Origin of the sequence: Klebsiella sp. A52 (assembly GCF_018388785.1) — a bacterium.
Classification (GTDB): Bacteria; Pseudomonadota; Gammaproteobacteria; order Enterobacterales; family Enterobacteriaceae; genus Klebsiella; species Klebsiella aerogenes.
Genome location: NZ_CP074437.1, coordinates 1398483 through 1413081 on the forward strand (window position 1 = coordinate 1398483; position 14599 = coordinate 1413081).

General features: G+C 56.7%; 13 protein-coding genes. 9 read left to right on the forward strand and 4 right to left on the reverse strand.

Annotated elements, in window-relative coordinates:
• The first annotated feature begins 11 nt into the window (after positions 1–11).
• Together KGA69_RS06495 and uhpT are read left to right on the forward strand one after the other, a co-directional pair.
• Positions 12–1340, forward strand: coding sequence for an MFS transporter (locus tag KGA69_RS06495; RefSeq protein ID WP_213292914.1), 1329 nt, complete (start codon positions 12–14; stop codon positions 1338–1340).
• Positions 1341–1485: 145 nt separating this feature from the next.
• On the forward strand, positions 1486–2877 hold the full coding sequence (gene uhpT / locus KGA69_RS06500; RefSeq protein WP_015369067.1) for a hexose-6-phosphate:phosphate antiporter: 1392 nt from the start codon (positions 1486–1488) through the stop codon (positions 2875–2877).
• An 80-nt stretch (positions 2878–2957) separates the two neighbouring features.
• Here the strand turns inward: uhpT and KGA69_RS06505 are convergent, their stop codons facing one another.
• A complete protein-coding gene (locus KGA69_RS06505) occupies positions 2958–3824 on the reverse strand; it encodes a DUF6708 domain-containing protein (protein ID WP_213292915.1) in 867 nt (288 codons plus the stop codon).
• Between the two features lie 267 nt (positions 3825–4091).
• Here KGA69_RS06505 and KGA69_RS06510 point away from each other — a divergent pair, with 267 nt between their 5' ends.
• Together KGA69_RS06510 and nepI are read left to right on the forward strand one after the other, a co-directional pair.
• On the forward strand, positions 4092–4544 hold the full coding sequence (locus KGA69_RS06510) for a DUF1198 family protein (RefSeq protein WP_004901545.1): 453 nt from the start codon (positions 4092–4094) through the stop codon (positions 4542–4544).
• 261 nt (positions 4545–4805) lie between these two features.
• Positions 4806–5990, forward strand: a complete 1185-nt coding sequence (gene nepI / locus KGA69_RS06515; protein WP_015369069.1) for a purine ribonucleoside efflux pump NepI — start codon at positions 4806–4808, stop codon at positions 5988–5990.
• 5 nt (positions 5991–5995) lie between these two features.
• Here the strand turns inward: nepI and phnX are convergent, their stop codons facing one another.
• Entirely contained in the window at positions 5996–6805 is an 810-nt protein-coding gene (phnX, locus tag KGA69_RS06520; protein WP_213292916.1) for a phosphonoacetaldehyde hydrolase, read from the reverse strand.
• Positions 6806–6814: 9 nt separating this feature from the next.
• Entirely contained in the window at positions 6815–7918 is a 1104-nt protein-coding gene (phnW, locus tag KGA69_RS06525) for a 2-aminoethylphosphonate--pyruvate transaminase (protein ID WP_049059980.1), read from the reverse strand.
• 141 nt (positions 7919–8059) lie between these two features.
• Between phnW and phnR the strand changes: the two genes are divergently transcribed.
• The 5 genes from phnR (at position 8060) to phnV (ending at position 12749) form a co-directional block, all read left to right on the forward strand.
• Complete coding sequence (gene phnR, locus KGA69_RS06530) at positions 8060–8779, forward strand: phosphonate utilization transcriptional regulator PhnR (protein WP_045397821.1); 720 nt, start codon at positions 8060–8062, stop codon at positions 8777–8779.
• A 178-nt stretch (positions 8780–8957) separates the two neighbouring features.
• The gene (gene phnS / locus KGA69_RS06535; RefSeq protein ID WP_045397823.1) at positions 8958–9971 is read left to right on the forward strand and encodes a 2-aminoethylphosphonate ABC transporter substrate-binding protein; all 1014 of its coding nucleotides are present in this window, start codon (positions 8958–8960) and stop codon (positions 9969–9971) included.
• 5 nt (positions 9972–9976) lie between these two features.
• Positions 9977–11089 (forward strand): 2-aminoethylphosphonate ABC transport system ATP-binding subunit PhnT, encoded by a 1113-nt coding sequence (gene phnT / locus KGA69_RS06540; RefSeq protein WP_045412616.1) that lies wholly within the window; start codon positions 9977–9979, stop codon positions 11087–11089.
• Complete coding sequence (gene phnU, locus KGA69_RS06545) at positions 11089–11949, forward strand: 2-aminoethylphosphonate ABC transporter permease subunit (protein WP_213293130.1); 861 nt, start codon at positions 11089–11091, stop codon at positions 11947–11949. The genes phnT and phnU overlap by 1 nt, the downstream gene beginning before the upstream one ends.
• A gap of 2 nt (positions 11950–11951) precedes the next feature.
• Entirely contained in the window at positions 11952–12749 is a 798-nt protein-coding gene (phnV, locus tag KGA69_RS06550) for a 2-aminoethylphosphonate ABC transport system, membrane component PhnV (protein WP_213292917.1), read from the forward strand.
• A gap of 226 nt (positions 12750–12975) precedes the next feature.
• Here the strand turns inward: phnV and KGA69_RS06555 are convergent, their stop codons facing one another.
• Positions 12976–14355 (reverse strand): carbohydrate porin, encoded by a 1380-nt coding sequence (locus tag KGA69_RS06555; RefSeq protein ID WP_165430615.1) that lies wholly within the window; start codon positions 14353–14355, stop codon positions 12976–12978.
• Positions 14356–14599: the final 244 nt, after the last annotated feature.

Here is a 14599-nt window from a genome sequence, read left to right on the forward strand (position 1 = left end):
AAGGAGCGCCGATGTTTGCCTTTTTAAAAGCGCCGCCGGACGCCGCGCCAATTAGTGATAAACGCGAGCTGGACCAGCGTTATCGTTACTGGCGTCGACATATTCTGCTCACTATCTGGCTTGGTTACGCGCTATTTTATTTCACCCGCAAAAGCTTTAATGCCGCGGTACCTGAAATTCTGGCCAGCAATGTGCTGACCCGCAGCGATATCGGCCTGCTGGCCACGCTGTTTTACATCACTTACGGGCTGTCGAAATTTTTCTCCGGTATCGTCAGCGACCGCTCCGACGCCCGCTATTTTATGGGGCTGGGACTCATCGCCACCGGGGTGGTGAATATTCTGTTCGGTTTTTCCACCTCGCTGTGGGCTTTCGCGCTGCTATGGGCGCTGAATGCCTTCTTCCAGGGCTGGGGCTCGCCGGTGTGCGCCCGGCTGCTGACCGCCTGGTATTCGCGGACCGAACGCGGCGGCTGGTGGGCGCTGTGGAATACCGCGCATAACGTCGGCGGCGCGCTGATCCCGATGGTCGTGGGGGCGGCGGCGCTGCACTACGGCTGGCGTGCGGGGATGACGATTGCCGGCTGTCTGGCGATCCTCGCCGGACTGTATCTGTGCTGGCGGCTGCGCGATCGCCCGCAGGCGGTGGGGTTACCCGCCGTAGGCGACTGGCGTCACGATGCGCTGGAAATCGCCCAGCAGCAGGAAGGCGCAGGGCTGACGCGCAAAGAGATCCTGACCCGCTACGTATTGGCCAATCCCTATATCTGGCTGTTATCGCTGTGCTATGTGCTGGTGTACGTGGTGCGGGCGGCGATTAACGACTGGGGCAATCTGTATATGTCGGAGACGCTAGGCGTCGATCTGGTGACCGCTAACTCGGCGGTGACCATGTTTGAGCTGGGCGGTTTTATCGGCGCGCTGGTGGCGGGGTGGGGCTCGGATAAGCTGTTTAACGGCAATCGCGGGCCGATGAACCTGATTTTCGCCGCCGGAATTTTGCTGTCGGTTGGCGGGTTGTGGCTGATGCCGTTTGCCAGCTACGTCATGCAGGCGGCCTGCTTCTTCACCACCGGGTTCTTCGTTTTCGGCCCGCAGATGCTGATCGGCATGGCGGCGGCGGAATGTTCGCATAAAGAAGCCGCCGGGGCGGCGACCGGGTTTGTCGGCCTGTTCGCTTATCTTGGCGCCTCGCTTTCCGGCTGGCCGCTGGCGCAGGTGATGGATATCTGGCACTGGACCGGATTCTTCGTGGTGATTGCGATTGCCGCCGGCATTTCCGCGCTGCTGCTGCTGCCGTTTTTAAACGCGCAGGCGCCGCGTACCGCCAGCGAAGCGTGATGTAGCTCACCCTTTCGCCGCGAACGGGGCAAAACTAAGAAATTTTCCTGGTTTCACCTGGACGCCGTCTCAGGCCAGACGGCGCGCTGGTTTTTACAATGCCTGGTTATTACGCAGGCATAAAAAATCAGCTCAGGAGATACCCATGCTGGCCTTTCTGAATCAGGTGCGCAAGCCGACCCTGGATCTGCCGCTCGACGTGCGGCGCAAAATGTGGTTCAAACCTTTCATGCAGTCCTACCTGGTGGTCTTCATCGGCTACTTGACCATGTATCTGATCCGCAAGAACTTTAACATCGCTCAGAACGACATGATCTCCACCTACGGGTTGAGCATGACGCAACTGGGGATGATTGGCCTGGGCTTTTCCATTACCTACGGCGTGGGCAAGACGCTGGTCTCTTATTATGCCGACGGTAAAAACACCAAGCAGTTCCTGCCGTTTATGCTGATCCTCTCCGCCATCTGTATGCTGGGCTTTAGCGCCAGCATGGGGGCGGGCTCAACCAGCCTGTTCCTGATGATCGCCTTCTATGCGCTGAGCGGTTTCTTCCAGAGCACCGGCGGCTCGTGCAGCTATTCCACCATCACCAAGTGGACGCCCAGACGCAAACGCGGCACCTTCCTCGGCTTCTGGAATATCTCCCACAACCTCGGCGGCGCGGGCGCGGCGGGCGTGGCGCTGTTTGGCGCCAACTATCTGTTCGACGGCCATGTGATAGGCATGTTTATCTTCCCGTCGATTATTGCGCTGATCGTTGGCTTTATTGGCCTGCGCTACGGTAGCGACTCTCCGGAATCCTACGGCCTCGGCACGGCGGAGGAGCTGTTTGGCGAAGCGATCAGCGAAGAGGACAAAGAAACCGAAGAGAACGCGATGACCAAATGGCAAATCTTTGTCGAGTACGTGCTGAAAAACAAAGTGATCTGGCTGCTGTGTTTCTCCAACATTTTCCTCTACGTGGTACGTATCGGCATCGATCAGTGGTCCACCGTCTATGCCTTCCAGGAGCTGAAGCTGTCTAAAGAGGTGGCGATTCAGGGCTTTACTCTGTTTGAAGTCGGCGCACTGGTTGGCACGCTGCTGTGGGGTTGGCTGTCGGATCTGGCCAATGGCCGCCGCGCGCTGGTAGCCTGCGTCGCGCTGGCGCTGATTATCGCCACTCTCGGGGTTTATCAACACGCCAGCAACCAGTATGTCTATCTGGCCTCACTGTTTGCGCTGGGCTTCCTGGTGTTTGGTCCGCAACTGTTGATCGGCGTCGCCGCCGTCGGCTTTGTGCCGAAAAAAGCGATCGGCGCCGCCGATGGAATCAAGGGCACCTTCGCCTATCTGATCGGCGATAGCTTCGCCAAACTGGGGCTCGGGATGATCGCCGACGGCACGCCGGTCTTCGGTCTGACCGGCTGGGCCGGCACCTTTGCGGCGCTGGACGCCGCCGCCATCGGCTGTATCTGCCTGATGGCCATCGTGGCTATCTTCGAAGAGCGTAAAATTCGCCGCGAGAAAAAGAATCGAGTTTTGCAGACTGCCTGATTCACCAGGTATTTGGTAACCTTGCCCGGCCATTGCGCCGGGCTTTTTTATAGGGTTTTCTGGGCGGCAAACGCATTAAATTAGTCGGCGATTTTTTCATATTCTTCTAACGATGACGCGGTAGATTTTTTAAGCATCGCCTCCGGCCATTCGACTTTGCGCCCGTAAATACCCACGTTAGGATTGACGGTCATATCTAACATCTCGTCTTTGAAATCCATATAGCGGTTAATCCAAGCCCAGAGTTTATAGTTATTAAAATATTCAGACTCAATAATAGTTTTTTCTGAAATAAGCGTAAATGTGTCGGCAATGTTTTCATTTTGATAAACATGGCAGCAAATACACGACCTTTGCTGATAAAAATCATAATAGCCTTTTATAGAATCCCAGGAGAATTCTTTGTATTCTGGCCGGGTCCGTTTATAGAATGGAAAGCGGGTTCTGGCTTTATAGTTGCGGTTCGGTCTTTGGAGTAGCACAAAAAAAACGTATTCGCAAATATAAACCTTTCCTGTTTTTCGATTAAAACGAATTGGGTAATGTCGTGGCGAAAAGAAGCAGTAATTTACTGCAAATGAGGAGAAATAAGCTATGGTCAATATAATAATGACGCCAAAGTGGATAGTGAGTGTTAGCAGGAGTTCACTTTTCTCTTGCCAAAAAAAAGCCGCGTAACTTTTGAAATCGAAAATCATATAGTATAAAAACATAATGATTCCCAAACATGATAAAATAACCAAAGGTAATAGCATAATGATATAGAGAATGTTCATCCCATAAAATGAAGAGTGATTGCGAGTGATTTCACAATAGTCATCATTAACATAGGATAATTTCCCCGCATGCGTTAACTTATTTGTATCGCCTGGAGTCTCTGCGATAAGGTTTTTAAGTTCCGTATCGGTAATTTGCTTTGCTAAATAATGGTTCTGGATCGGGAGCATATGCATTCCGTTGCTTGATAAGGGTAGTGAATTCATAAAAGGATAACATGCTTAATTATTACAGTTCAAAAATAGCAATTCATAGATTAAGCTAATTACATTAATGCGAATATTTGTTTTTAATATATTGTTTCTTTATGTCAGTATGATTGATTAATTCGTTAAAACTATAAAGTAACGCGATAAGTCACATTATGGTTCGTCCGACAGTCGACAGCAGGCAAATTCCCATTATGATAGTGAGGCTGCGATTGGATGAGAGGATGCATGATCTGGATAGGACTGGCCACCCTGGTAGTGGTATTTGTTGTGGGATTTCGGGTGCTTACCTCTGATTCACGCCGCGCGATTCGTCGCCTGAGCGAACGCCTTGGCATTACGCCAGTTCCGTTGGAATCGATGATCGATCAGCTGGGAAAAACCGCCGGTAATGAGTATTTGCGTTACCTGGAGCGGCCGAACGAAGCACATCTGCAGAATGCCGCGCAGGTGCTGCTCATCTGGCAGGTTGCGATTGTCGACGCCAGCGAAAAAAACCTGCATTACTGGTATCGCCTGATGCAAAAAGCGCGATTAGCGGCGCCGATTACCGACGCGCAGATCCGCCTGGCGCAAGGTTTTCTGCGCGAACTGGACCCGGATGTGAGCGATTTACATAACCTACAGCAGCGCTATAACGACCTGTTTCTCCCGGAAGACGGCGTGCACTGGCTGCACTGATCTCATTGTTATCCGGCCTGTGGTTAATCGCTTTTGTGTGCCGGATGGCGGCTGCGCCTTATCCGGCCTACGGTTTACGCACTCGTCACTTGTAGGCCGGATAAGCGTAAGCGCCATCCGGCAGAATGACGAGGCCTGTATTCTCAGGCTACGCTTTTATATTACGTTATGAAAAGCGAGAAGAGTTGCGAAAACGTTAAGTACGTCACATACAAAATGTTACACTGCGCAGCTTTCCGCCACTTTCTTCGCAGGTCACTCATGAGTCATTCAAATGAAACCAAACCCCATGCACGCGATCTCGCGCGGCCAAACTGGTCGGCGGTCTTCGCGGTTGCTTTCTGCGTCGCCTGCCTGATTACCGTCGAGTTTTTGCCGGTCAGCCTGTTAACGCCGATGGCGCTGGATTTAGGCATCTCCGAAGGGATGGCCGGGCAGTCGGTGACGACGACGGCATTCGTCGCGATGTTTTCCAGCCTGTTTATCACCACGGTGATAGGTAAAACCGATCGCCGCTACGTGGTTATCCTGTTTTCGCTGTTGCTGACCCTTTCTTGCCTGCTGGTATCGTTTGCCGATAGCTTCACCCTGCTACTGCTGGGGCGCGCCTGTTTGGGCCTGGCGCTCGGCGGTTTCTGGGCGATGTCGGCATCGCTGACCATGCGTCTGGTGCCGATGCGCGTGGTGCCGAAAGCGCTATCAATTATTTTCGGCGCGGTATCAATCGCGCTGGTGATCGCCGCCCCGTTGGGCAGTTTCCTTGGCGGGCTTATCGGCTGGCGCAACGTCTTTAACGGCGCGGCGGTGATGGGCGTGCTGTGTACGCTCTGGGTGCTGAAAGCGCTGCCGTCGCTGCCGGGTGAATCGGCGGCTCAGCAGCAAAATATGTTTGGTCTGCTGAAGCGTCCGGGGGTGATGGCCGGGATGTGCGCCATTTTCATGGCCTTTGCCGGACAGTTCGCCTTCTTTACCTATATTCGACCGGTATACATGACACTCGCCGGTTTTGACGTCGACGGCCTGACGCTGGTGCTGCTGAGCTTTGGTATCGCCAGCTTTATCGGCACCTCGCTCTCCTCGGTGGTGCTGAAGCGCTCGGTCAAAGCGGCGCTGGCGATTTCGCCGCTGGTGCTGACCGCCTGCGCGGCGGCGCTGGTACTGTGGGGAGAAAGCAAAATCGTCGCCTCGACGGTGGCGATTATCTGGGGCTTCGCGTTTGCGCTGATCCCGGTGGGGTGGTCAACGTGGATCACCCGTTCTCTCTCCGATCAGGCGGAAAAAGCCGGGTCGATTCAGGTGGCGGTGATCCAGCTTGCCAACACCTGCGGCGCCGCGGTCGGCGGCGTTGCGCTCGACCACTTAGGGCTGCTGTCGCCGCTGGTGTTGTCAGGAATATTAATGCTGTTTACCGGCCTGCTGGTGACGACCAAAGTGAAGGTGAATTAACCCGCTTACGGCCGTTCGCCTTTTGCCAGCCGGGCGTTGATGTCGGCAATCACTTCCGGCAGATCCGCCAGGGTATCAACCACATAGTGAGCCCCGGCGGCATACAGTTTGCCTGCCGCCCGCTCGCGACGGGTGGCGATTTCCTCTTTCGACATCGTCTGGTACTCCTCCCAGGTAGCGCCGAATTCGTTACCGGACACCGCCAGGCCGACGCTCCACATCCCGGCATGTAACCCTTCGCTGATGCCCGGTGCGGCGTCGTCGACCTTCACGCAGTGGGCCACATCGTCTATGCCCAGGGTAATCACGTTTTGCAGCGCCATCCACGGCCCCGGACGACCGCCGACGGCAAGATCATCGGTGGCGACCCAGTGGTCCGGGGCGTAGCCCTGGGCGGCGGCGGCCGGTACCAGCTTTTCCATCACCGGGCGCGGATAACCCGAGCAGGAGCCAATCTTCAGACCCCCGGCGCGTAGCGCGGCGAGGGTGTCGACAACGCCGGCAATCGGTGTGGAAAAATCGACAACCTTAGCGATTTGTAGCGGCATAAACGCGGCATAGATCGCATCGATATCGGCGGCAGTCATCGCGCGGCCAAATTTGGCCTGCCAGCGGCTATCGACAGCAGGGAGTTTGCCCAGCGCCTCAATGTGCTGCCACTTGCCAAGCCCCATTGGCACGCGGGCCTCTTCAAGGGTGATCTCAATATCGAAGGCCTGGCGGAAGGCCTCGACGAAAATTTGCGTCGGGGCAAAAGAGCCGAAGTCTACGGTGGTGCCTGCCCAGTCAAGGATCAGTGCGCTAATACGGTTCATGGCGGTTCCTTATTGTTTCCAGTACATGGCGTTGTCGATAGCCGCCAGCAGGGCGGTGATATCGGCGTCGTAGACTTCGCCAATGTTGCCGATGCGGAAGCAGTCGCTTTGCGATACTTTGCCCGGATAGATAACGAAGCCCTGATCTTTCAGCTTCTGGTAGAAGGTGTGAAAGCGGTACTGCGGCGCATCCGGTGAATAAAAGGCGGTAATAATCGGCGAGTGCAGGCTATCGTCGAGCAGCGGCCGGAAGCCGAGCGCGCGCATTCCGGCGACCAGCCGGCGCTGGTTGTTGCGGTAACGCCGATGGCGGGCGCTGACGCCGCCTTCCTGCGCTAGCTCTTTCAGCGCCTGGGCGAAGGCCAGCACGGTATGCGTCGGCGAGGTGAAGCGCCACTTGCCATGATTATCTTCCATGCAGCGCCACTGGGCGTACAGATCCAGAGACAGCGAGCGTGAACGGCCTTTGCAGGCGGCCAGCTCCGCTTCGCGGGCAATCACGAAGGCAAAGCCCGGTACGCCCTGAATGCATTTGTTGGCGGAGCTTATCAGGTAATCAATATTCAGCGCGGCGATATCCAACGGAATGCCGCCAAAGCTGCTCATCGCATCGACGATATAGCGTTTATCGTACCGTTTCGCCAGTTCGGCCACTTCTTCGATCGGATTCAGCATGCCGGTGGTGGTTTCGCTATGTACCATCGCGATATGGGTGATCGCCGGGTCGTTCTGCAGGATCTGTTCGATCGCCGCCGCGTCCGGACGGGAGACTTCGCCGCAGTCGTAAGGGTGGCAGGCGATGCCCATCATTTGCGCCATCTCAATCATACGCGCGCCATAGGCGCCATTGCTGACGATCAGCACTTTGCCTTGTTCGCCGATGACGCTGCCGAGTACCGCTTCGACCGCGTAGCTGCCGCTACCCTGCAGCAGCACCGCTGTAAAACCGTCGGCCGGGGTAGCCAACTGTACCAGCTGCTGGCGAATGGTCTGTACCACGCCGAGATTGTAATCATCATCCCAGGTACAGCTATCGAACAACATCGCCTCTTTCACCGTACGGGAGGTGGTTAGCGGGCCGGGGGTCAGCAGCAGGTAGTTCCGTGAAGTCATTTGTCTCACCATTTGGTCTATACCAGATTTGCATTTATCATGGAGACAAAGCCGGGGCAGGGTCAAAGGAAATGTGGCGCTGCAACAAAAAATTCATCTGGCTATGTATAATGAGCGCACGAAAAGTGGCAGTGAGTAAACATGAAATCACCCTCTGGCGAGATGCCGCAATACCTGATGATTAAGGCGCAGCTGCAGGCGCGTATTCAAAACGGCGCGTTGAAAAGCGGTGACAAGCTGCCTTCCGAGCGCGAGCTGTGCGCGCTGTTCAACACGACCCGGATTACGGTGCGTGAGAGCCTGGCGCAGCTGGAGGCCAGCGGCGTGATTTACCGCGCCGACCGCCGCGGCTGGTTTGTGACGCCGGAGCGTCTATGGCTGGATCCGACGCAGAACACCAACTTCCACAAGCTGTGTCTCGAGCAGGGGCGCGAGCCGAAAACGGTGCTGCTTGATGGCCGCCTGGCTGCCGTGCCGCTGGATGTGATGGCGCCGCTGGCGCTGCAGCCCTTCGATCAGGTCTATTTGCTGACCCGGCTGCGCTATGCCGACGGCCGGCCGGTGTGCTACTGCGAAAACCACTGTCTGCCCGCGCGGGTGCCTGAGCTGCTGCGCCACGATCTCAACGGCAGTCTGACCGAGATTTATCAAACACAGTACGACCTGATCTATACCAGTATGCATCTGTCGTTTTATCCCACCTCAATGCCGCCGCAGGCCGCAGAGGCGTTGGGGGTGATGGAAGGGCGCCCGGCGCTGCTGTTGCGCCGGCTGAATTACGATCAGCACGGGCGTATTCTCGATTACGATATTGAATACTGGCGGCATGACAGCCTGCGGATCGAAGTCGATACCCATTGATTTTATTGGTTAAATTTTTTGATCTCCCCGGGGCGCTAGCGCGTGCCGGGGCTACGAACTTCCCCTCGTTTTAACTCTTTCGACACACTTCTTTCATCGTTTTGTCATAAACCCCCGGTAGCGTGAAGGCAAATCTGGTCTACACCAGAATAACTGACTATCCGATGAGGCTTAAACGATGAAACTCTCCCGACTTGCTCTGCTGTCCCTGTTCGCGCTGACCAGCTCTCCGGTTTGGGCGGACGGCGTCGTCACGGTTTACTCCGCCGACGGCCTGCATGACGGCGATAACAGCTGGTATCAGAGCCAGTTCGCCGCCTTCACCAAAGCGACGGGCATCAAAGTGCAGTATGTGGAAGGCGGCTCCGGCGCGATTGTGGAACGTCTGGCGAAGGAGCGTACCAATCCGCAGGCTGACGTGTTGGTTACGGTGCCGCCGTTTATCCAGCGCGCCGCGAAAGAGCAATTGCTGGCAACCTTTACCCCGCAGGGTAGCGCGCAGATCCCCGGCGCTAACGACCGTTACGCGCCGCTGGTGAATAACTATCTGACCTTTATCTATAACAGCCAGTTGCTGAAAAGCGCGCCGGCCAGCTGGCAGGATCTGCTGGATAGCCGCTACAAGAACAAGTTGCAGTACTCCACGCCGGGGCAGGCGGGCGACGGTACCGCGGTGATGCTGCAGGCGTTCCACAGCCTCGGCGGTAAAGACGCCGGTTTTGCGTATCTGGGTAAGCTACAGGCCAATAATGTTGGCCCATCGGCCTCGACCGGCAAGCTGACGGCGCTGGTCAACAAAGGCGAGCTGTACGTCGCCAATGGCGATCTGCAGATGAACCTGTCGCAGATGGCGCGTAACCCGAACGTTAAAATTTTCTGGCCGGCGGATGACAAAGGCGAGCGCAGCGCGCTGGCGCTGCCCTACACCATCGGGCTGGTGCAGAACGGGCCGAACAGCGAAAACGGCAAGAAGCTGATCAATTTCCTGCTGGATAAACCGGCGCAATCCAGCGTCAGCGCGCGCTCCTGGGGCCTACCGGTACGCAGCGACGTGGCGCCGGATGACGCTAATTTTAAGGCGGCGAAAGCGGCGCTCGATGGCGTGAAGAGCTGGGAGCCGAACTGGGATGATGTCGCGGTATCGCTGTCGGCTGACATTGCCCGCTGGCACCAAGTGACCGATAGCGAGTAAGCCTGATGTTGATGAAAACCACCGTCACTTCCTCCCCGTCGCTGGCGGGGACTTCCGGGATCACCCTGGACTCGCTGCGCGTTTCATACCACGGCAACGTGGTCTTAAAACCGCTGTCATTGACCATTGAACCCGGTGAGGTACTGGCGCTGATAGGCCCTTCCGGTTCCGGGAAAACCACGGTGCTGCGGGCGATCGCCGGTTTTGTGCAACCGGCTGGCGGTCGGATTGTGATCGGCGATACTGACGTCACCCAGCTGCCGCCGTATCAACGCGGGCTGGCGATGGTGGTGCAGAACTACGCGCTGTTTCCGCATATGAAGGTAGAAGATAACGTCGCCTTCGGCCTGCGGGCGCAAAAGCAGCCCAGGGCGCTTATCGCCGAGCGGGTGGCTGAAGCCTTAAAAATCGTCGGTATGGCGGATTACGCCACCCGCTACCCGCATCAGCTTTCCGGCGGCCAGCAGCAGCGCGTCGCGATAGCCCGCGCGATTGCCGTGCGTCCTCGGGTACTGTTGCTTGATGAACCGCTGTCGGCGCTGGATGCGCAAATTCGTCATAACATGGTGGAAGAGATTGCCCGTCTGCATCGCGAACTGCCGGAACTGACCATTCTCTACGTCACCCACGATCAGACCGAAGCGCTGACCCTGGCGGATAAAATCGGCATCATGAAAGACGGTTCGCTGATTGCCCACGGTGAAACGCACGAGCTGTACCACTATCCGCCGAACCGCTTTAGCGCCGAATTCCTCGGCCGCGCTAATATTCTGCAGGCGACGGCGCTGAAGGATAGCACCGAGCCGGGACTGGTTAGCGTGAGCTGCGGCGGCGGCCTGATTAACGCCTTCAGCCGGGGCGGCCTGCATGGCAACAACAAGCTGTTATGCATTCGCCCGCAGCACATGAGCCTGGCGCCGCGATCGGCAACCAGTAATCGTCTCAACGCCACCCTGACCTCGGTACACTGGCAGGGCGATCTGACGCATCTGCTGTGCGATGTTGCCGGCGAAGCGGTGCGGATCGTCATGACCCACGTGAACCCGCTGCCGCGCGCGGGGGACAAGCTGGCGCTCTACTTCGAACCTGGCGATGCGGTTCTGATCGAGGTGCAATGATGGCGCAAACCCTAACGCTTGCGCGTCCGGCGCGAAACTTACGGCCTTACCTGTGGCTGGCATTGCCGCTGCTGGTGCTGGCGACGCTATTTTTCTATCCGCTACTGCTGATCGCCGAACAGGCGTTACGCGACGCCAGCGGCAACCTGAGCCTCGAGACCTTCAGGCAGGTGATTGACTCAAAACGCTTTATTGGCGCGCTGCTCAATACCTTACAGATTGCGGTGTTCGCTACCCTTGGCTGCCTGGTACTCGGCAGCGTGCTGGCGCTGATTCTGGTATTTATTCCGTTCCCCGGCAGCCAACTGGTGAGCCGGGTCATTGATACTTTTATTGCGCTGCCGACCTTTCTTATCACTCTTGCGTTCACCTTTATTTACGGCTCGGCGGGGCTGCTCAACGGCACCCTGATGGCATTGTTTGCTTTTGAACTGCCGCCGGTAGACTTTCTCTATTCGATTAACGGCGTGATTCTGGCGGAGATTACCGTCTTTACGCCGCTGGTGATGCGCCCGCTGATGGCCGGACTGCGGCAGATAGATAAGAGCCAGCTGGAAGCGGCGAGTATTCTCGGCGCTCACCCGTTACGGGTGATTACCCAGGTTATCTTCCCGGCGGCGCTACCGGCGCTGATGGCGGGCGGCAGCCTGTGCCTGCTGTTGACCACTAACGAGTTCGGTATCGTGCTGTTTATTGGCGCCAAAGGGGTTAATACCCTGCCGATGATGGTCTACAGCAAGGCGATTCTGGAGTCGGATTACAGCGTGGCTTGCATGATTGCGCTGATTAATATTCTGCTGTCGCTGGGGCTGTTTATGCTCTATCGGCTGGCGGCGGCGCGCACTGGCGTAAGGAGTTAACGATGTTGATTTGGTCGCGTAAAGGCCGCGCGACGGCGGGCGCGCTGGCGGTGACGCTATTTGCCGGCGTTTTCCTGCTGCCGCTGGCGGTGATTTTACTCTCCAGCCTGAGTAAACAATGGAACGGCCTGCTGCCCACCGGCTTTACCTTTGCCCACTTTGTTAACGCCTTTCGCGGCGCGGCGTGGGATTCGCTGTTTTCGAGCCTGATGGTGGGCTTCTGCGCCAGCCTGTTGGCGCTGCTGTGTGGGATGTGGGCGGCGCTGGCGCTGCGCCAGTATGGCGCGACGCTACAGAAATATCTTGGCCTGGCGTTTTATCTGCCCAGCGCTATCCCCTCGGTTTCCGTCGGGCTGGGCATTCTGGTGGCATTTAGTCAGGGACCGCTGCAGATGAACGGTACTTTTTGGATCGTCCTGGCGGCGCACTTTGTACTGATTTCCGCCTTTACCTTCAGCAACGTAACGACCGGGCTGGCGCGGATTTCCGCCGATATTGAAAACGTCGCCTCAAGCCTGGGCGCTTCGCCGTGGTATCGCCTGCGCCATGTGACGCTGCCGCTGATGACGCCGTGGATGATTTCAGCGCTGGCGCTGAGCCTATCGCTGTCGATGGGAGAGCTAGGGGCAACGGTGATGATCTATCCGCCGGGCTGGACGACGCTGCCGGTGACCATTTTCAGCCTCACCGATCGCGGTAATATCGCCGATGGCTCGGCGCTGACCATTGTGCTGGTGGGCGTCACGCTGCTGTTGATGATGAAGCTTGAGCGCATCGCCCGCCGATTAAGCCAGAGATAATTTGTACCCGGAGCTGTAGCCCGGCTCAGCGTAGCGCCAGCCGGGAATCGGATTGCCTCAGCGCTGTAGCCCCGGTAAGCGGCAGCGCCACCGGGGATTTTGAGGCCGCCAACACCGGCAGTTTCAGCCAGCATGGTGAATAAATTAAAGGCAGGCCGCACGGACCGTAGGCCGGATAAGGCATTTATGCCGCCATCCGGCATAAATGCGGACACAGGTTATTGCCTCAGAACCATGCCTCAAACATGCCGCCGATGTTTAACGAATCCAGCCGCTCGTCGCTGGTGTCGTTGACCTTCGCGGTGTGCTCGTTATCCACCTGGCCGCCGGTCACATAGAAGCGCAGCATCGGGCGGAACTCGGGCCCCATGCCGATGGCGATGTTCTGCGATAGCGTCAGCTTCCAGCCGTGGTTATCCCCGCCCTGGTCGTAGTCAACGCGCTGGTAGCCCGCTTCCAGCCAGGTCGAGTGCACGTCGTTCCAGAAGTACATCGGCCGGACGATCGCGCCGTAGTTTTTACGGTTATCGGTATTGTCCTTGCCGTTGTCGTAGTCGTGGAAGGCCAGCAGATACTCGATCTGCGCCTGTTGGGTGAATTTATGGCTACCCTCGAAGCTGGCATAGACCGTGGTCAGGTCGTCGGTCTTGTTATAGACGCTGTTATCCGAGTTGTCGGAGTAGCGCAGAATAACTTTGTTCACCCCGCTGTCGTTGCTATGGCTCAGTACCAGCCCGCCCTGCCAGGCATCGAGGCGCGCGTCGCTGTCCACCGCTTTTGAGTCAAAGCCGTAGTTGGCATATACCTCGACGTCGATCGGCCCGGCCTTGATGTTGTGGGTTTTGGTGGTCAACGCGTAGTGGCCGTTGTCGCCGGTATCGGAGCTGCCGGTACAGGTGATGCGCGACGGGTTGGTCTCGTCGGCCATCACTTCCGGGCTACAGGATTTCACCTGCGACACCGTCGCCACGTCGAACTGCACGCCGCCGATATCGAAGTTCTTCACCCCGGCGCCCTGGCCGTCGTGGTTCATCCAGAAGTAGTCGTTGATCCCCTGTTGCGGGCGCTGGTGGAAGTCGCGGCCGGCCCAGATATAGGCGTTGGGGTTAGATTCGAGGACGTTGGTGACGCCGACGTAGGCTTTTTTCAGGTTAACCTCGTCGCTCCAGTGGTCAAACATGACGTTGAGATCCCAGATGGCCCCCTGCGCGCTTTTGAACGCTTTGCTGATCTGGAATTCGCCGCCGTTGCTTTCGTTGCCGAGACGGCCGATCGCCGAGGCGCCGTTATAGGAGCCGTCGACGCCGACATATTTCTGGTCGCCGGTCTGGAAGTGGGCGCCATAGCGGGCGTAACCGCTAAATTTCAGGCCGAAAGGGATCGCCAGATCCGGCGAAGCCGCGGTGGTTTGCGGGTTGGTCATCACGTCGACTTTTTTATTGGCCGCGGCGTCGATTTTGGCCTGGCGGTCGGCCAGCGCTTTATCGACGGCTTTCGCGACGATGGCGTCGATCTGCTCCTGGGTAAACTCCTGCGCCAGTACGGAAATTGGGCACAGCGCGGCGATAACCGCCATGGCTAATGGCAGCTTTTTAACTGTATTCATGGTTATCTCACTTTAATAATTAATATATGCAGACAATAACCGCCCCATTCTGGTTAAAATAAAAATAACCAAAATAAGCTGATTTGTTTTTTTCAGGGTACAGCTACGCCGGAGAATAAATATCTTATTCTCAGTGGCGAAATTTAACGACTAATACAGATGGATTAATTTATTAGAAAATAGATCATAATATTTCCTGAGGTTATTGAGTTTATTATCAGGTCATTTGGCGAAAATCCCTTTT